We start from the raw sequence: 21,544 nt of genomic DNA, 5'->3' as shown, positions 1-21,544 counted from the left end.
CACTCTATTTTAAGCTCATAATTTTATTAACCATCTCATCAGTATCCATATTCTCTTCATTTAATAACATATCCATAATTGTACTTTCCATATCTACTTTTTCATCAATATTACTCTCTAATCGATACTGGTCCTCTTCTTTTTCTTTATTAAACAAATATTCGCATGTTTTTTTAATTGTAGAATAAGAAAATAAATCTGCCAACTCCATTGTTCCTGGATATACCTTATCTATTTTAGAGTGTAATGACATAACTTTTAATGAGTTACCACCAATATCAAAAAAGTTATCATTGATTCCAAAATCATCATGACTTAATACCTCTTTCCATATGTCCCACATTTGTTTTTCTTGTAATGTTTCTGGCTTTAACCGTTCAATTGCAATGCCTTTTTCTATTTCAGGCAAATTTTTGTAGTCTATCTTCCCATTGCTTGTTAAAGGCATTTCATTGATTTCCATTATATTTTTAGGCACCATATATTCTGGTAGATATTTTCTTGTTTTTTCTTTTATATTACTCTCTGACATTATTGAATCACTTGTGTAATAGCCACATAATTCACCATTTATTAACTTTATTGCCACAGTTTTTATTCCATCTATTGTTTCTAATATATTCTCTATTTCTTGTGGCTCAATTCTATACCCTCTTATTTTTACCTGATTATCTATTCTTCCCAAAAATTCTATTTCTCCATTACTTAACCATCTACCTTTATCACCTGTTTTGTACATTTTTCCCTTGGAGTATGGATTTTGCACAAACTTCTCTTTAGTTAGTTCTTCTCTATTTAAATATCCTACGGCAACTCCATTTCCACCAATTACAATTTCCCCAGCTATACCTTCCGGGTTTAAATTTCCATCTTTATCCATTACATATACCATTGTTCCTACTATTGGCTTTCCAATTGAGCTATATTCGCAATCCTGTGCATTTCTCTTAGCAGTAGCTACTATACTACATTCTGTTGGTCCATACTCATTTATTAATTCAGTATTACTATTTACTTTCCTTACATTCTTTATTACATCTACTATTAACTTATCACCAGCTGTTGTTATCATTCTTACAGTTTCAGCTTCCTCTTTTGTAATATCTTCATATATTGCTAAACACAATGCTGGTACTGCTATAAAGTGAGTTATTTTAGTTTCTTTTATTATTTTTCTTAAAGCTACTACATCTTTTGCGTTTTCCTCTGTTACTAACACCACTGTTGAGCCAGATACTATTGGTGTGAAAAAGCTTGTCATAAAACCATCGAACCCGTATGCGAATAGCTGCATAACATTATCACTTGCATCTAACTTATATTCCTCTTTTCTCCACTTTATTGATGAACCTAAGTTATTATGTGATACTAATACACCTTTTGGTTTCCCTGTACTTCCAGATGTATAAATAATATATGCATTTTGCCCTACTTCTCCCACCATATCTTCTTTAGCTTCTATACTGTCAATTTCTATTACTTTAACTCCAAGTTTCTTTGCTTTTTCTAAATTGTTTTTATCTGCAACTACTAACTTAACCTTACTATCGTCAAACATAAATTGTATTCTGTCACTTGGAAGTTTTGTATCTATTGGGATATACACAGCACCAGATTTCATTATGCCTATTACTCCTACAGCCATATTTAATGACCTGTCGCACATAAATGCCACTGTTTCTCCAATTTCTATTCCACTTTTAATAATAGAATCACTTACCCCATTTGATAGTGCATTCAACTCCCCGTAGCTTATTTTACTTTCCTCAAAACTTACCGCTTCCGCTAATGGATAGTTTTTCACCTGTTCGCTGAATAAATCTATTACATTTTCATTATTTGATTTTACTTTTTGGTTAAAAACTTGCAGTATTTTTTCTTCTCCTTTTTTATCCATTATTGATATTCTATTTATTGGTGCTTTAGGTGCCTTCACTACCGTCTCAACTAGATACATATAATACTCCCCAATGTTTTTAATGCTGTTACCATCAAATGCATTCTTATTATATGTTATATTAATTTTCAACTTATTACCTGGAGTAAATACTACACCAAATTGATAATTAGTATGTTCTCTCATAACAATATCTTTAATTTCGAATCCACAAACTTCCTTTTTAAATTCATTTTTCATTAACTCATTAACAGGATAATTTTCAAATGCTACAACATGATTTATTAAGTTATCCTTTAACTCAGAACAATGTTGAATTTCATAAAGTGGATAATAGCCAAACTCCTCTGATTTAACTAACTGTCCTTGGAATGAGCTTATTAAATCTGTAAAACTATCATTCTCCATAGTCTCTACACGAACCGGGATAGAATTAATAAACATACCAACTATTTTTTCTGCATTTTTTAAATCTTTTGGTCTACCAGATATAACTGTACCAAAGACTGCATCTTTAGTATTGTTTATTTTTTGAAGTATAATTCCCCATAGTACTTGCACAACAGTACTAAATGTTACATTATTTTTACTAGCTAGTTCTTTTAATCTAGTAGTTTGTTGTTCATTTAAATAAAAATCCATTTCTTCTAAATCATATTCACTTGACACTTTCTCATTTGGAATTGTAACTGCTGTATTATATCCATTAAAAACATCACTCCAATATTCTTTTGCAAGTTCCTTATCCTTGTTTCCAAGCCATGAAAGTAATTCAACATAATTTCCTTCCGAATTACTCTCAATAACAATACCTTTACGCTGCTTAATATAATATTGGAATAACTCCTCAAGGACAATTGCAACTGACCAACCGTCTAATATTATATGATGGAAGTTCCATATACATTTATACTTCTCATTACCTAACTTAACCAATGTAATATTACTTAATTTTGCATTTTCAAAATCAAATTTGCTTAAATAATCTTTTTCAAACTCACTATAGTTACCCTCACTGTAATCAAAATAATTAAAGCTACTTGGTACTTCCTTTAAAACCATTTGAATCGGACTACTTAATCCATTATTAATTATAGCTGTTCTAAAAATCTCATATTTTCTAGTTACAGCATCAACTGAATTTTTAAATAATTCCAAATCAATTTCGCCTTCTAAATCCATCACCATTTTTTCACAATACGCATCCGAATCTGTATTAAGTAATGCATGAAATAACATTCCTTGCTGCATTGGTGTTAATGGGTATATATTCTCTATATTTTTCAGTCTATTACTTACAATTGTATTAAACTCATTAATAGAAATATCTAATCCATAATCTGAAGGAGTTTTTTTTATTTCTTTAACTGAAGCGCAGTGATTTATTAATCGTTCAAGTTCTTGTACGTAATTTTCAGATAATTTATTAATAACTTCATCATTAAATAAGTGCGCTGAATAATCAAATGCAATCTTAAATACTGAGTTCTCAATTTTACAACTAATATCTAAAGCATATTTACGTGCAATTTTTCCATTTACCGCTTCTCCTATAGCCATATCTGATAGTGTTATTTCCTCACCTTTAAGTTTTTCTATTTGTCCTAAATAATTAAAGCTTATTTGAGAAACTTTATTTAACTGTTCTTCATATGGATTTAAATATTTCAAAATGGAATAATCAATACCCTTGTTAGGTATTTTCCTCATACTTTCTTTAATTGTACAAATTGATTTTTCAATTGTTTCTTCCATATTTAAAACAACTGGATATATTGACGTAAACCAACCTAATGTTCTTGATACATCACTATGCTCGAATAGTTTTTCACGTCCATGACCCTCAATATCAATTCCTATTGTTTTTATATTCATAGTATGATGAAAAGCTTCAATTAAAGCTGTTAAAAGAATTTCTTCAACTTTTGTATTATATGGTATGTTCGCAACAGTTAATAATTTTTTAGTATTCTCTTCTTCAATTTCTGCTTTTACTGTATTAGTCTGCTCATATGTTCCAAAACGGTGCTTTTCTTCAATAAACTCACTATTACTTATTGTTTGAACTTCAGACCAATATTTTAACTTTGATTTCCCATTTTTAGATTGTGCATACCTATTGATACCTTCTGACCATTCTTTAAATGATAATGTTTTATCTAATAATTCTACTTTTTTGCCATCTCTTATAGATTTATAAACTTGTACTAAATCCTCTGATAGAATTCTCCAAGATACTCCGTCTATAATCATATGGTGTATAACAAATAATAAGTGATCGCCTTTATTAGTTTTGAATAATGTAACATTGTATAATTTCTTAGAAAACAATGTAATATCTTTCTGTGCTTCATTGGCATATTGTAATATTTTTGCTTCCAAATCTTTTTCTGATGTTAGATCTATATAATTAATTTCACATATATCCTGAATATCTTCTATAGTTTGATACGTCTGCACAATACCATCGTTACATCTCTCAAACCGAATTCTAAGTGAATCGTGATAAGAAACAATTTCTCTTATAGTTTCTTTTAGAGCATTTACATCGAACCCCTTGGCATTAAAAAACATAACTGCCTGATTGTAGTTATATATCTCAGCTCCATCTGTTTCTAAAAGCCATTTTTGTATTGCTGTCAATTTAACATTCCCATAAACTTCATCTTGTGAATAAGTTTCAATATTAAATTTTACTCTTTCACTTATTTTTTCAATAGTTGGATATTTAAATAAATCTTTAATTTCAAATTGAATACCTAAAGCATTTAATCTTGAATATATCTGTATTGCCTTTATGGAGTCTCCTCCACTAACAAAATAATTATCATTTATTCCAATTTTGTCTAAACCCAGAACTTGAGACCATACATTAGCTATTTTTTCTTGACACTCATTTTTAGGAGCTACATATTCATTTGTACTAACTTGACTATCTGAATTTGGTAATGCTTTAATGTCTGTTTTACCACTTGATGTTATTGGTACTTTCTCAATTTTAATAATATATGCTGGTATCATATATTGAGGTAAAAATGTTGATAAAAATCCTCTTAGCTTTTCTATATCTAGACTTTTTTCTGATACATAGTATGCAATTAGGTTATTAGTACCTAACTTGTCTTTTTTAATAGTAACTACCGAATCATTTATGTATTCATGCTTAAGCATTGCTTCCTTAATTTCACCTAGTTCTATTCTGTATCCACGAATTTTAACCTGTTCATCAATTCTTCCTAAATATTCAAGTTCTCCATTAGGAAGATATTTTGCCAAATCTCCACTTCTATATGTTCTAGTTCCAACTTTTTCGTATGTATGAGAAATAAATTTTTCCAAGTTAAGTTCATCACGGTTAATGTATCCTCTTCCAACTCCTTCACCACTTACAATCATCTCTCCTGGCATACCTATAGGTAATAATTTCATGTTTCTATCTACTATGTTTACCCTAAGCGTGGGTATTGGAACTCCAATATTACATATATTGTTATCTATTTCATATTGGCCAATTTCTTTATAAGACACATGAACTGTAGTCTCGGTAATTCCATACATATTTATTAACTTTACATTAATATACATTTTGTGGAAACTATTAAGCAGCGTGGTTTGTAATGCTTCACCACCAAAAATAATATATCTTAAATTTAATCCAATGTTATTAGTTAATATAACTTGCTCTGAAAAAGCATTAAATGCTGTAGGAGTTTGATTTAACACTGTAACTTTTTCTTTTTCTACTAATTTTACAAATGAAATAGTATTTCTAGCTATATTACGTGGTACTACAATTAGCTTTCCTCCAAACAATAATGCGCCATACATTTCCCAAACTGAGAAATCAAAACAAAAGGAATGGAACATTGTCCAGATATCATTCTTGTTAAAATCATATAAGTTATTATCATTAATCATCAAACGCACAACATTTTTATGTTCAATCATTACTCCCTTAGGCTTACCGGTTGTACCTGATGTATAAATTACATAAGCCATATCCGATGGTTTTATATAAACATTTAAATTCTCAACTGACTCTTCTAGATTATCTAATGTTACGTCAACGAATATACGCTCTGATTTAACCCCATATTTATCACCTTTAAAAAGAACTGCTTTTGCATTACTATCCTCAATCATAAATTCTAATCGCTCTACTGGATAGTATCTGTCTAGTGGCATATATGCTGCACCTGCTTTTAAAACCCCTAATGCAGATATTACAATATACTCTGTTTGTTCCATAAGCAGTCCAACTATATCGTTAGACTTAACACCTGTATTTACAAGTTTTCTAGCAATAGCACTTGAAATGTTATTAACTTCATTATAAGTAAATTCTCTATCTTCGCATTTAATTGCCATTCTATTACCATTCTTCTCTACCTGCTCCATAAATAAATCTATAATAGTTTTGTTATGAGGATACCCCACAGATGGTTGATTAAATTCAGTTAGCATCTTTGAATAATCGAATTTATCTAAAATATCTATTTCATCTAAATAAACATCAAAATTGTTTGAAACTCTTTCCAAAGCATTCAAATAATGCCTAGAGAGTTGATTAATAAACCATTCTTCATATTCATTTGAGTTATATACAAAGTCTATTATAATCTCATCACTAGGTACAATTATTATATTTAAGTCATAATTTGTTTGCTCAAATGCATCAATATCCTTTATAACAGGCAAAAGATTGTTTTCCCCCATACTATCCATAACTTGCTTCATAGGGTGGTTCTCAAACACAAATATATGTGATAATAAATTATCACCAAGAATCGATAAAGCTTGTATTGATGCTAATGGATAATAACTAAACTCTTCCATGTCAATAAAATCGCTCTGAACGTTTTTAACAACTTCTTCAAATTTTATATTTTCATTTACATTAACCCTTACTGGTAGTGTATTAATAAATAATCCTATCATATCTTCGATTCCATCTATAGCAGATGAACGTCCCGAAACTACAGTTCCAAATACTACATCATTTGTATTACAATAACTCATTAAAACAAGTGCCCACACTGACTGCATAGCTGAATTTAGAGTAACTCCACAATCTTCCGCAGTTTTTATTAACATACTCGATATTTCTTTTGATAATTTAATCCTATGTTTCTTTTGTTTATATGTACTATACTTTTTATCTGAACCCTTTAAATTTGAACTGGTGTCACATGTTTGAATTTTATCCTTCCAAAAATTCATTGCCGCTTCTTCATCTTGATCTAATACCCAATCAATGTATTTATTGTATTGATTCAGATGTTTTTCATTTAAAATATTACCATTAATTATTGATTCATAATTTTCAAAAATTTCTTTAAATACAATAGACATACTCCAGCCATCCATTAATATATGATGATCACTCAATATAAGACGGTAAGATATTTCATCAAGTTTAAATAATTTCATCCTTATTAGAGGCCCTACTTGTAAATTAAAACCTTCTTTTTTATCTTTTATACAATACTCATCAACTATCCTATTTTTTTCATCAAAAGTGTTATCAGTTGAAATATCTTCAAATTTAAAATTTATTTGTGTATTTTCGTAATTTTTTACAATTTGACGTGGCTCTTGTAGATTTTCATACATAAATACTGTTCTAAAAATATCACAATTTTTAATAAGCATACAATATGCCTTCTTTAATGCTTCAACATCAATTTCCCCCTGAAGAGTTATATAATTTTGCTCAAAGTAACTTTTAGATTCATTATCTAAAAGTGAATGAAAAAGCATACCTGACTGCATAGGTGATAGTTTATATATCCTTTCAATATCCTGACCTACATTTTCATATATTTTATCAAGTTCATTAAAATTTAAAGAACTATCCCCAAAATCTGATGGAGTTTTAATTATATTTGTTTCTTCTTCACAATGTTGAACAATAGCTTCACATACATCCTTAAAGGAATTTGCTAAATCATTAATAATGGCTTCGTTGTATTTTGATTTTGAATAATCAAAAGAGATCATCAGCTTATCATTGTAAAATTTAACATTAATATCTAACATATATTTCGTCTTCATTGCTGGTGAAATCATGCTTCCTGCAGGATAATCAGATAATTTTGTACCAATATCGCTTTGTGATTCAAAATCTACTTCTCCTAAATAATTAAAACTAATGCTACTATCTAAGGCTCCTTTAAGCTTATGTGTATAATATCTCAAGACTTGATATCCTAATCCGTTTTCAGGTACACATCTTAAGTTATCTTTAACTAAACATATTGTTTTACCTATATTGTTTTCAGCTATTTCTATATTTACAGGATAAATCGCTGTAAACCATCCTACTGTTTGGGCATAATCAAACCCTTGTCCTGGTAGTACCCTACCTATACTTTCAAGATCAACTAATAAATTTTTACTACTATCTATCTTATTAAAAGCAAGTGCTAATGCAGATAACAGTATGTCATTTGGTTGTGTATTATAAATCTTATTAACATCTTTTAATAATTTTTTAGATACTTGAGGATTAATTTCCATGGTAATATGTTCTCTATCGCCGAATAGAACTTCTTCTTTAATATCTACATTATTTTTAGAATTAATATTTTCCCAATATCTCACCTGTTTATTTAGTTTTTCATTATTTGAATACCTTTTTAGATATTCAACATATTCTTTATATGATTTTGATTTATTATCTACTTCATATACAATTCCTTTACAAATGTTCTCATATGCCTCTATGAAATTTTTAAGTATTATACGCCAAGACACGCCGTCTACGATCAAATGATGCATAGCTATCATTAAATGATCGCCTCTCTTGGTTTTTATTACAGCAAGACGTATTAACTCTGATGATAAATTAATCTTTTGATGAATACTTTCAACAATTTCACCTATAAGTTGTTCCTCATTAACTTCATTAAATACTTTAAACTCTTCTATTATAAAATAATCATCTTCAACTTCTCCAATAACTTGCTTAACGACTTCATTGCATGTTGAAAATCTTGCTCTCAACATATCATGTTGACTCACTATATATTTAAATGATTTTCTTACTAAATCTAATTTAAAGCCTTCTTCTCTGAAAACCATAATAGCTTGATTAAAGTACAATCTTGAATCATAAGTATCAAAGAAACGTTTTTGAACTGGTGATAAATCTACCTCTCCAGTTACAACATCATATTTTTTTTGATTAACATATGTAACTTTTTTAGCAAGTTGTGCAATAGTTGGATTACTAAATAACTGTTGCATCGTAAATTCTAAACCAGCTTTCTTTAAGTGTGATGCTATCTGTAAAGCCTTAATAGAATCACCACCTATTGCGAAAAAATTATCGTTTATTCCTACGCCCTTAAGATTTAATACATCTTTCCATGCAATAGCTAATAATTTTTCTTCTTTAGTTTTAGGTAATATAATCTCCCTATCAAGAATATCAAATTGAGGTTTAGGCAATCTTTTTCTATCCACTTTTCCTGACATTGTTATATATATTTCATCAAGCTTAATAATAAATGTTGGTATCATATAATTGGGTAGTTGACTTACTAAGTAGCTTCTAACATCCTCTTGTCCAATGTCTTCTTTAGCAGTAAAATATCCACAAAGGTACTTATCTCCCTCATCACTTTCATAGTCAATTACAGTGCATTGATTAACGCCTTCAAGTTTTAAAACTTTATCTTCTATTTCTTGAGTCTCAATTCTAAAGCCTCTTATTTTCACCTGATAATCACGTCTTCCGAGAAAATAAATATCCCAATTCTCTCCCCATTTTGCAACATCACCTGTTTTATATAAATATTCACTATCAATTTCACTAAATGAATTTTTTATAAAAACTTTACTTGTCTTCTCATTATCCTTATAATATCCATCTGCTAAACATATTCCCGCTATATAAATTTCACCTATAACACCTCTTGGAACTGGTTGCATATTGTCATCAAGTAATAAAATATTAACATTGCTAATTGGTTTTCCGATAGGAATCACACCATTTTCTTCTTTAGAAATAACCTTATATACACAACCTATACTTGCCTCTGTTGGGCCATATAAATTAATGCATTGAGTATCTGGAAATAACTTCATAAAATCATGAACAGAGTTTTGTTTTATTTCTTCTCCACCAATTATTATCCAATTTAAACTATCTAATGTTTCTAATGAATGTTTTGACTCTTTCATTTCACTAACAATTACATTGAATACTGATGGAACAAAATCAGTTATTGTGATTTTTTCATCTGCGATAACTTTTGTTATATATTCAGCAGACATAATTGCATTAGGAACAGGTATAACTGTTTTACCACCATTTATCAATGGCCAAAACATTTGCCACACTGAACTATCATATACATAATTTGTAGTATTTAATACACTATTACTTCCATTTATACCTAATCTCTCGTTCATCCACATCAAACGGTTAATAATTCCTCTATACGGAACTACCACACCTTTAGGCTTACCTGTTGATCCAGAAGTATATATGATATAAACTACGTCACTACTTAAAATCTCAACATGAGGATTTTCACTTTTTGTACCTATATCTTTAAGCGTAACTTCCCATTTTCCAACTGATACCTCTTCTAAAACTTTACTTTGAGTGCTAGTTATAACAAATCCAGCGCCAATTTCATCAATAATCATATTTATTCTTGCTGATGGCCAGCTAGGATCAAGAGGACAAAATGTTGCTCCCGACTTCATTATTGCAATTTCAATTATTAGCATTTCAAAGCTTCTATCAGCTATAATTGGTACTACACAACCCCTTGATATATTTGAATCCAATAATTTATACGCCAAATTATTGGCACGGTCATTTACCTCTTTATATGTTAAACCTTCTCCATTAAATGAAACAGCTATTGAATTTGGTTTTAAAATCACTTGTCTCTCAAAAAGTTCTTTAATATTTGAGTTTTTGTATTTGTATTCTACGTGTGTATTATTATTCTGTATCACTATCTGATCATATTCTTCTATTGATAACATATTAAGTTTGTATATCGGAGCTTTAGGTGAACTCGTTGTTTCTTCAATTAAATTTATAAAGTGTTTAATAAATTTTTCCATTGTTTCAAGTTTAAAAAGGTTGCTGTTATATCTAAGTTGAAAATTCATAATCTTATTTTCTTCTTGTGCATCAAGTGTAATATCAAACTTAGAACTATTTTGTTCTATTTTCACTTTACTTAATCTCAAGCCATGGATTTTATGCTCATTTATTGGTATATCGTGTAATGCAAACATTGTTGAAAACAATGGATTTGTACCGCTTTCGGATGTTAATCCCAGCCCTGATACAATTTTTTCTATGGAACATCCCTCATTAGTTAGTGCTAGCGGAACATCATCCTTAATTTCATTTAATAATTCTATAAAATTTTTCTCTGATTTAGGATAAACTCTAACTGGTAAACTATTAACAAACATACCTACCATTTTTTCAAACTGTTCCGAGCATCTACCATAACTTGGTAAACCTATAGTGACATCGTTTTGTCCGGTATACTTTCCTAACAATATACTATACACTCCTAAAAGCATCATATATGGAGTAACTGCATTTTGAGAGCAAAATTTATTCACCTTATCTGTTAGTTCAACACCAATGTCAAAATTCAGTGTTTTACCCTTCAATCTAATTATTGAATCACGTGGGAAATCTGTAGAAATATTACTTATACCATTCCAGTCTTTAAATCGTTCAATCCAGTAGTTCATATTGTTTTTAACTAAACTTTGTCCTTCCTTGCCATTCTGCCAAACTGAATAATCAATAAATTCTATATCCTGCACTTCAAGTTCCTTTCCCTCATACAGTGCACAGAACTCATCATATAAGATTGACATAGATATTCCATCAACAGCAATATGGTGTGAGTCAAACATAATATACTTTATATTATTACATTCAACAATTTGCATTCTTAATAATGGTGCTTTTTCAAAGTTAAAAGCACGTAAAAATTTTGTAAATTCCTCTTCAATAGACTTGTTACTTTTTACAAAATCAACTGAAATACTTATATTCTCTTTAACTTGCTGATGTATTCCCTCATTTGTACGTATATAAACTGTACGTAAAATTTTATGACGGTTTAATAACTTTTGTGCTACCTTTTGTACCCTCGATATATCTAATGCTCCTTCAACTTTCATTACCAATGGCACATTATATCCAATTCCTGTATCATCAAATTCACAGCTCATATATATTCCTTGTTGTAATGCTGTCAATTCATAAGTATCTTGTGCATCTGCTTTTTTTATTTTTACAACTTCGTTACTACTTAACTTTTCAACAGCACAAACAAATAATTTAATAGAATCATTATTCATTAATAATGGTAATGTTACCTTTTTACCACTTCTTTGTGAAACCTTAGATGCCATAATTATACCTTTTAATGAGTTACCGCCAATCTCAAAAAATTTATCATTAGTCCCAAAATCATCATTACCCAACACTTCTTTCCATATATCCCACATTTGTTTTTCTTGTAATGTTTCTGGCTTAATGCGTTCAGATATAATGTTTTTTTCTATTTCAGGCAAATTTTTATAGTCTATCTTACCATTACTTGTTAAAGGCATTTCATTGATTTTTATAATGTTTTTAGGAACCATATATTCTGGTAGATTCTTTCTTATTCCTTCAATAATATTATCTTCGAGCATTATTGAATCGCTTGTATAATAACCACATAATTCGCCATTTACTAGCTTTATTGCTGCAGTCTTTATTCCATCTATTGTTTCTAATATATTTTCTATTTCCTGAAGCTCAATTCTATACCCTCTTATTTTCACCTGATTATCTATTCTTCCCAAAAATTCTATTTCTCCATTACTTAACCATCTACCCTTATCTCCCGTTTTATACATTCTCCCCTTATTGTATGGATTTTGCACAAACTTCTCTTTAGTTAGGTCTTCTCTATTTAAATATCCTACTGCAACTCCATTCCCACCAATTACAATCTCTCCCGCTACATTTTCTGGCAATAGATTCCCATATTGGTCCATTATATATATTAACGCTCCTATTATTGGTTTCCCAATTGAACTATTCCCACAATCGTTTGCATTTCTCTTAGCCGTTGCTACTATACTACATTCTGTCGGTCCATACTCATTTATCAATTCTGTATTTTTATTTACTTCCTTTATTTTTTTTATTACCTCTATTATTAACTTATCACCAGCTGTTGTTATCATTCTTACGGTTTCAGCTTCCTCTTTTGTAATATCTTCATAAATTGCTAAACATAAAGCTGGTACTGCTATAAAGTGAGTTATTTTGGTTTCTTTTATAATTTTTCTTAAGGCTACTACATCTTTTACATTTTCCTCTGTTACTAACACCACCGTTGAGCCAGATACTATTGGTGTGAAGAAGCTTGTCATAAACCCATCAAAACCATATGAGAATAACTGCATAACATTATCACTTGCATCTAACTTATATTCCTCTTTTCTCCACTTTATTGATGAACCTAAGTTATTATGTGATACTAATACGCCTTTTGGTTTTCCCGTACTTCCTGATGTATAAATAATATATGCATTTTCTCCTACTTCTCCTATTGTGTTTTCAGCAGCTTCTATACTATCAATTTCTATTACTTTAACTCCAATTTCCTTTGCTTTTTTTAAATTATTTTTATCTGCTATTACTAATTTAACGTCACTGTCTTCAAACATAAATTTCATTCTGTCACTTGGAAGTTTTGTATCTATTGGAATATACACAGCACCGGATTTCATTATCCCTATTACTCCTACAGCCATGTTTAATGATCTGTCGCACATAAATGCCACTGTTTGTCCAGCTTTTATTCCATTTTTTACAATAGAATTACTTACCCCATTTGATAGTGCATTCAACTCCTCATAGCTTATTTTACTTTCCTCAAATCTTACAGCTTCTGCTGATGGATGATTTTTCACCTGTTCACTGAATAGACCTATTACATTTTCATTATTATATTCTACTTCCCGGTTGTAAACTTGAAGTATTTCTTCTTCTTGTTTTTTACCTGTAATCGATATTCTATTTATTTCTACTTCAGGTATCTTAACTACTGTTTCAAAAACTGCCATTATACTCTTGCCTATTACCTCAATATCATATTCACTATATATGTTGCTATTATAATAAATTTCAAAATTATATTTATTGACTTTAAAAATACAGTTGCACTTTGTTTCTTCTAGATTAACACTTTTATCATACTCTTGTGATGTTATTCCTATTTCAAAGAGTTCATCAATACAACTTACTTTTAATCCTAATTTACGTGAAATACTCTTTATGTTAAAATTTTGATGCTTATCTGCCATTATATAATCATCTTCAACTTGCCTTACAAGTGTTACAAATGGTGTGTTATTTTCAAAGTCTGCAAATACAGGGACATATCTACCAGTGTTAGATTTAACTCCTATAAAAACATTAGAATTATTGTACTTATTTAATACAATTGAAACTATAGCTGAAAAAAAACTTAATATATTACCCATACCCTCAAATTTTTCATTTGGATTTAGTACATTTAAATAATTATTGGGGAATGTTTTTTTTTCTAAAGTCATACTTCCTTTGCTTTTAATATTTTTGAAAACAGACTTGTTTTCAAATTTTTTTAATGTATCAACCCACTTTTCTCTGCTCTCTACTATATTTATCATTGACATATCCCCTTTTAAATTTTTATAAAATGTATTATTTCTTAAGAACTTGTTTATAAAATCCAACTACTGTTTTTGCTATATCTTTATATTTTTTGTGATGAATATAATGGTCACAATCACTATAAACAACCTTGCTTTTCAGACTAAAATAGCTCTCTAAATCACTTTGAACAGCCTCCCAATTTTCATATCCGTTATTTACAGAACTAAAACTGATTAAATCAATTTCTGTAGGTCTTATACCTGATTTAATTTTCTCTCCATTTCTATTCAACATATCAAGTTCTCTTTTCATTTCATTGCTTCCAGCATTTTCATTTGCCATTTGTATTTTTATATCCTGTACTTCTTTTGGTAATCCATCTATATCTACAAAAATTTTATTTGCTAAAGATGTATAACGCATTTTTTTCATTAAATCTGAAGTAATGCACCTATTAATTAAATTGCTGCCTAATTTTTGAATAAAACTCCTCTTAAAGTTCTTAGCATATATTGGGCTAATGCCATCAATTGTTGCTACAAACATAACCTCATTTGGATATAATTGCGAGAATCTAATACTCTCTAATGATCCCATTGAATGCCCAATAAATATATATGGAGGTGTAATCGATGCTTTTTTTAAAAGACTTCTCAATTGCTCTACAACTGTATCTATGTCTCTTATTGAATTAGTTGTTCCACTAAACCCATATCCTGGTCTTTCATAAACGCATGTACTAATACTTTTCGATAATTCATCTAGCAGTTGATAAAAGTCTGCATATGGAGAAGTAGTTCCACTTCCTGAAATAAGAATCGCAGTTCCTACACTCTTTCTATTAACTAAATATAAATGCATTTTACACCCATCAACTTCGTATATATTTCCAGGTACTGTTATTTTTTTTAACATTACAGTATCCTCCTCCTAAGTACACTATAGTTATAAATTTCTGCTACATAATTAACTTTTTAAATATGTACTAGTAAAAATTATTAATGTACTGAATTAATTTAAAATATGCCATATATTTTAATTCATTTTGGAAAGTAACGTATTATTTATATCTTCTATGACATCGTCTTCATAATCGTTTATAAAAAAATGACCGCTGTTAAATTTTTTCAATCTAAAATTGGAAGTTACAAGTTCTTCCCATGCGTTGGCTTCATCTATACTCATACTCTCATCCTTAGTTCCTACCAATACTGTCATATCACTCTCTATTTTTTTTTCTTTTTTTATATAATTATATGTATCTCCGATTTTAAAATCTGCCCTTAAAATAGGAAGAAAAAAATCCATAACTTCATTATTTATAAAAATTTCATTTGATGTAGTTAGTCCATATTTTAATATTAATTCTTTAAATTTATCTAATGGTAGTTTATAACTATCCCTGTTTTCTATTCTTAACTGTGGCGCTTTAGATCCAGATATAAAAATATGTACTGGCCTTTTATAATTAGACTTCATTAATTTGTAATAAAGTTCATATGCAATCAAGCCTCCCATACTATGTCCTAAAATAGCATATTCCGAATATTCATCAATTTCTTGCGATACTTCTTTAAATACTTCTTCAACAATGTCATCAATGTTTGTACATAGTTGTTCATTAGCTTTTAATCCTCTTCCTGGTAATTCTACTGCATGAACCTCAATATTTTTATTTAATTGTTTTTTCCACTTTAAATATACAGTTGCTGACGCTCCTGCATATGGAATACAAAATAACTTTACCTTCATATTCTTCTCCCCCTTAATTTACATCAAAATCCATCGGTTAATTTACAATCTAATAAACTCACTGAAAAGTTCAGCAACCTTAATTATTTTTATTTCGTTTGGAAATATTTTCATAGGAGTAGCTATTGATATTGTATATTCATTATGAAACTTACATATTTTAAAATAATATATGTTATTAGGATTATCAGAATTAATCCATAAGTCCTTTTCAAGCTTGTCTTTTGATATCTCAAAACTATCTAGCGGAATAGATAAACCTCTTCCAAGCGCTTTAATAAAACTTTCCTTTAGTGTCCATATCTCATAAAATCTACTTATACTACTATTCTTATTTCCAAAATACACATATTCTTTCTCGTTTTTTGTAAAACATGCATCTACAATATCCACTTGTAAATCTAAATTTATTTCAATATCTATACCGATTTCATAATTTGAAAATACCCCTACAACCCATTCTCCTGAATGAGATATATTAAAATATATATTTTTGTTATTTATTATGTATGGCTTACCATAATTATTTTTAAAAAACTTAAGGTCTTTATTGGAAATACCTAATATACTACACATTTTTGTTCTTGTTAGCATTTCTCCAATTGAAGTTCTAAATAAATCTTCTTTATATTTAAAGCTACGTTTTAAGTCTTGTCCATAATTATCCAGTCTTTCTGTTATTTTTTCTATATTAATATCTAAAAATTCATCTTTAATATTAACCGCAAAACCCTCTATCATTAATATATATCTCCTCACTTATTAACACTCTTTCTTTTATAATGAGTGATATTATGACTGAAACTAAAAGTCTATTTCTAATCTAAATCTTATGTAACTTATGTTTTTTAGAAAATTCTCATCTGATTACACTTTTATGTTTCGACCTAATAATTCTATTAATTGCAAATTATAAACTTCTTTCTAAGAATATAACATATTATATCAAAATTTGCAAATTAAATTGAATATAATACATATTTGCCTATAATTATACATAAGCATCAGCAACCATACCTTTTTTATTCCTTATACATGAATTATGCAATCGATGTTTTGAAGTTATGGAAGATATTTAGCATATGATACTGATCCAGCTTCAATTTTTTTGATTACCTCAAAAAAATAAAGAGTGGATTTTAACCCTAAATATAGGATAAAATCCACTCTTAATAAAAGAAGTATAATAATTTTTTAATATGTAATTAGTTTGCAAATCTACACGCTTATTTTTCTTATAGCTTTCGAACTTCTGTGCCTGCACTAAGCTACTAACAGCAGAGATGCATTTTTTTTTTATAAAAATCGTATGTAAACAATACAGTTATAACCAATATACCCGATAAAATCTTTATTACCACAACTTTAAAATCATCCATATTACTTGATAAAATCATTGTATTAAACATTCCATGCATGATAGCCGCTGCAAATATAGATTCTGACTTTTCACGAATATAAGTAATAATTATAGATATAACAAACATTTGTATAAAATTAATAATTGCTCCTTTAATCGGATTATTGGTATACTTATACCATATGCTAACAGGAGTATGCCACACTGCCCATATAAAGCCTATAAGTAATGATGATTTAATCATACCTATATGTTTCAACTCATTAAACAAAAAACCTCTCCACGCTAATTCTTCTATTAATGCTGAAACAGCTGAAATAGACAGACCAATTATTATATTTATTATAAATGTTTTTTTTGAAAAAATTATGTTGTTAAACTGGATAATACTAATTACATTAATAACCAATGCCATTAACATAGGTAATAATATTGAAAATAAAAACCAAGAATTAGGTCTAAAAGAAATGCCAAGACAACCTTTTAATTTCTGTTTGAAGATAAATTTTTGCACAATAATAACTGATATAAAAGGTAGAATCATTGGTACTCCTAATAAATCGACAGCAATCGGACTTGATTTCCCTCCAATAACCTGAAGCATTAAATAAAATAAAAGTGTAATAATATATGTCAACATTACAAAGTACAATACTTTTTTAGTCCTCCTACTCATTGACAACACCTCCTTCTATGTTTGGATAGTGTAAACACTATCTTTGTTTTATATATTTAAATCCTTGCTATTCTTCACACTAATCTACACTTGCGAAGCAACTCTTATGAAGATTATAACATTATTTTACCACGGGCTTTTACTTTTAGTATCGTTTTTAATCAATCTACGTATTATATACTAAATAATCTAAGGAGCGATGTTATGCCAAATATAGAAACAAAGTATCATCCTGAAGATTGGTGTGTCGAAAAAGACGATTGTGAAGACCAGTGTGATTTTGAAGAAAAACATGATGATATAGTCGACGTTAAAGACCAGTGTGATTTCGAAAAAAAACTTGATGACAATATCGATGATAAAGACCAGTGTGATTTCGAAAAAAAACTTGATGACAATATCGATAATAAAGATCATTGTGATTTCGAAAAAAAACTTAATGACAATATCGATGATAAAGATCATTGTGATTTCGAAAAAAAACTTAATGACAATATCGATGATAAAGATCATTGTGATTTCGAAAAAAAACTTAATGACAATATCGATGATAAAGATCATTGTGATTCCGAAAAAAAACAATTTCATGTCCATGAGTTTGAAGGTAGCACTACAATAGCTGAATTAGAGGAAACACCTCCTAATCATAGATTTGCTGGAGTATCCAGTCCTGCAATATCTGTTTCAGGTGGACATATTCATAAAGTTAAGTCAAGAACAGATTGTTTTGATCACTTACATTATTTCGAAGCAACTTCTGGCCTTCAGATACCTGTTGGTAATGGAAAACATGTTCATTTAGTAAAAATCACTACATCCGTAAATGATTTCCATTCCCATAAATTAATATTTGTTACACTTATAGACTCCCCAATACTCGAAGAAAAAAATAGTATAAATACTCCTTTTTAGTCACAAAATACTAAAAATGCGATACTATGTATTGAGCAATAAAAAGCTTAAATTAAAAATAAGGAGTCTTTATATATGGCAGCACTAACTTTAGATTTTGGAAGCCCTAAAACTGCTTCTGTTCAAGAAATACAGCTTACTGGTAAGATTGGTACTGATTCTCCAACCTATGCAGTAACTATAACTTTGGATGTTCTAGATAATATTACTACTCCGCTTACGCCTACTCATAGATATTTTTATGTAACAAAGGAGTATCTTGCTGGTGCAGACTTCTCGACTACACCCGACGAAGTATATATGGCAATTACCCCCAGACTAACAGCTAATGAACTTTTATCAACACCAAAGCCAGTGACATTATTAATCTCTGGAGATGGTGGAGCTTTTGAAGGAGCTATGATTCCAATAGCATAATAATAAACACAAACAAAGCCTTGGCAGGCTTTGTTTGTGTTATAAGATAAGGAGTGTAACAAAAGTGGAAAGTATTATAATACCATCAACTAAAAGTCTTACATTAACAAATAAAATTCCTACTGGAAACATAAATAAAGATTATATAACCGTAGGAAATGATGGAGTATATACTTATTCAAGCCTTTTATTTTTTGATATCTCCACAATACCAAATAATGCTGAAATAACCAATGCAGAAATTGTATTATTTAAAACTGATAACTTTTATAAAAATAAAAAAAAATGTATTAATATATATCCGCTTTTTGATTATTTTAGCAATTACACTACCTATAAAAATCCTCCGAAAGTTAACCATCTTATTGAAGGTAGCATATATCCCATAACTTCTAAAATATCAGTTACAGCGAATCTTACTAAGATTGTTTCGCTATGGTTCAAGAATTCAAATTCAAACAAGGGTATAATTCTGTGTAAAAAAAATAATGATTTTATCACTAACTTTGGTTCGGCCATGTGTAATGATAACAATTTAATTCCATTTATAAAAGTAATTTATTGTATAAAAAATACTATCGTAATACAAGAAAGACATACTAGTTTTAAAGATGAATGTAATCATAATATCGAAAATCATACTTCAATGAAGGTAATATATTATCCTTGTCCCTGCAATTGCAATTCTAATCCAAATCCTGGAATACCAACAACAAGACAGGTTAAAGTTACCGGAATAGTTGCACCAATGGCAATATATGAATCAATTGTAAAACTGGCGGTAACTAGAAACGGTACTGGTCATGCTGATAATTATTATATTACTGATGAATACGATAATTCTTCAAGCAATACTCCACTTGCAATAGACAAAATTTATAATATTCCTGTTCTTCCAAAAGCAAATCCAGGAGATACTGAAAATGTAGATTTTTATGGAGCTTATAAAGGAAATTCAGAACTATTTCTGTGAACTACCACCACTTATAGAAGTGGTAGTAGCTCACAAATAATCCATTTCTAGATGATGTCAGCTATTAAACTAACAATTACATATTAACAATATATATGTAAATCGTGTACAGTAATACCTATTTACAACCTTTATTGTCCTTCATTCGTTCCTTTCCCTTTTCAGTAACTGCAGTTTTTCTTTTCATTGTCTTTATATTATCAACATGACAGAAACGCATTGCTGACCAATCATCATCAATAGATACTTGAGATACTGGTTCAAATTCATATGGACTAAATATATCCATGATTTTGTTCTATTAATATCTGATTTATACTTTTTAGAAGCTCCCTTTGGATAGCATAAGTTATGTTTTGTGTCGTGACTTAATTGTAACAGGAGATTGCATAGATGTTTTTCTTTTTTTTTTGTTATTTTGAAATTAATGTAATAATTTTTGTTCATTCATAGTATGATAAATATATATAGTTTATATGTACACTTAAGTAAATTCCTTACAAATACAGTTGATGCAGTAACCCATATTGCTTAGATGTATAGAAGTAATAGATGTGTAATTGATCCACCCTTTTGTAATTTGAATAAAAGTGGTCTATGCATTTATGCATAGAGCTATGACAAAAGTACAAAAGAATTTAAATGCATAACTAGAAAGTATAAATTTTAGACAACTAGTAGATGAAGAAGATTAGGTATGCAATAAAAATTAGTTATGCATACCTAATCTTACTAATAAAACTATACCGAAAAGATATACTATGGGCCGTGTACGCGAAAATAGATATTTCGTACGCTAATAAAAATATACCCCCATAAATTTAACGACATTTCAGCTCCGTAGGAGATGATTTAACCGATAC

General features: G+C 29.1%; 9 protein-coding genes. 3 read left to right on the top strand and 6 right to left on the bottom strand.

Going from position 1 to position 21,544, the window contains the following annotated elements:
• Positions 1-4 precede the first annotated feature (4 nt).
• The 5 genes from ACWJJ2_RS00180 to ACWJJ2_RS00160 form a co-directional block, all read right to left on the bottom strand.
• A complete protein-coding gene (locus ACWJJ2_RS00180; RefSeq protein WP_462953700.1) occupies positions 5-14,605 on the bottom strand; it encodes an amino acid adenylation domain-containing protein in 14,601 nt (4,866 codons plus the stop codon).
• A 34-nt stretch (positions 14,606-14,639) separates the two neighbouring features.
• Positions 14,640-15,506 (bottom strand): alpha/beta fold hydrolase, encoded by an 867-nt coding sequence (locus tag ACWJJ2_RS00175; protein ID WP_216301675.1) that lies wholly within the window; start codon positions 15,504-15,506, stop codon positions 14,640-14,642.
• A gap of 120 nt (positions 15,507-15,626) precedes the next feature.
• Positions 15,627-16,343, bottom strand: a complete 717-nt coding sequence (locus ACWJJ2_RS00170; protein ID WP_216301674.1) for a thioesterase II family protein — start codon at positions 16,341-16,343, stop codon at positions 15,627-15,629.
• Between the two features lie 42 nt (positions 16,344-16,385).
• Complete coding sequence (locus tag ACWJJ2_RS00165; RefSeq protein ID WP_216301673.1) at positions 16,386-17,084, bottom strand: 4'-phosphopantetheinyl transferase family protein; 699 nt, start codon at positions 17,082-17,084, stop codon at positions 16,386-16,388.
• Between the two features lie 530 nt (positions 17,085-17,614).
• Complete coding sequence (locus ACWJJ2_RS00160; protein WP_462953699.1) at positions 17,615-18,379, bottom strand: CPBP family intramembrane glutamic endopeptidase; 765 nt, start codon at positions 18,377-18,379, stop codon at positions 17,615-17,617.
• 543 nt (positions 18,380-18,922) lie between these two features.
• Between ACWJJ2_RS00160 and ACWJJ2_RS00155 the strand changes: the two genes are divergently transcribed.
• The 3 genes from ACWJJ2_RS00155 to ACWJJ2_RS00145 all read left to right on the top strand — a co-directional run bounded on the left by ACWJJ2_RS00155 (position 18,923) and on the right by ACWJJ2_RS00145 (position 20,681).
• Entirely contained in the window at positions 18,923-19,291 is a 369-nt protein-coding gene (locus ACWJJ2_RS00155; RefSeq protein ID WP_258280786.1) for a YmaF family protein, read from the top strand.
• Between the two features lie 75 nt (positions 19,292-19,366).
• The gene (locus tag ACWJJ2_RS00150) at positions 19,367-19,708 is read left to right on the top strand and encodes a hypothetical protein (RefSeq protein ID WP_216301670.1); all 342 of its coding nucleotides are present in this window, start codon (positions 19,367-19,369) and stop codon (positions 19,706-19,708) included.
• A gap of 64 nt (positions 19,709-19,772) precedes the next feature.
• Positions 19,773-20,681, top strand: a complete 909-nt coding sequence (locus ACWJJ2_RS00145; RefSeq protein ID WP_462953698.1) for a DNRLRE domain-containing protein — start codon at positions 19,773-19,775, stop codon at positions 20,679-20,681.
• Between the two features lie 118 nt (positions 20,682-20,799).
• Here the strand turns inward: ACWJJ2_RS00145 and ACWJJ2_RS00140 are convergent, their stop codons facing one another.
• Positions 20,800-20,970 carry a hypothetical protein gene (locus ACWJJ2_RS00140; protein ID WP_462953697.1) on the bottom strand — a complete coding sequence of 57 codons (171 nt, stop codon included), beginning with the start codon at positions 20,968-20,970 and terminating at the stop codon, positions 20,800-20,802.
• Between the last annotated feature and the right edge of the window lie 574 nt (positions 20,971-21,544).

Source organism: Clostridium sp. CM039 (assembly GCF_055081075.1).
This window is presented reverse-complemented; position numbering and strand designations above follow the sequence as displayed.

Excerpts from the sequence above, each read along its gene's own strand:
- ACWJJ2_RS00175 (WP_216301675.1), bottom strand. The coding sequence starts at position 15,506 with ATGTTAAAAAAAATAACAGTACCTGGAAATATATACGAAGTTGATGGG.
- ACWJJ2_RS00180 (WP_462953700.1), bottom strand. The coding sequence starts at position 14,605 with ATGATAAATATAGTAGAGAGCAGAGAAAAGTGGGTTGATACATTAAAA.
- ACWJJ2_RS00170 (WP_216301674.1), bottom strand. The coding sequence starts at position 16,343 with ATGAAGGTAAAGTTATTTTGTATTCCATATGCAGGAGCGTCAGCAACT.
- ACWJJ2_RS00140 (WP_462953697.1), bottom strand. The coding sequence starts at position 20,970 with ATGGATATATTTAGTCCATATGAATTTGAACCAGTATCTCAAGTATCT.
- ACWJJ2_RS00160 (WP_462953699.1), bottom strand. The coding sequence starts at position 18,379 with ATGAGTAGGAGGACTAAAAAAGTATTGTACTTTGTAATGTTGACATAT.
- ACWJJ2_RS00150 (WP_216301670.1), top strand. The coding sequence starts at position 19,367 with ATGGCAGCACTAACTTTAGATTTTGGAAGCCCTAAAACTGCTTCTGTT.
- ACWJJ2_RS00165 (WP_216301673.1), bottom strand. The coding sequence starts at position 17,084 with ATGATAGAGGGTTTTGCGGTTAATATTAAAGATGAATTTTTAGATATT.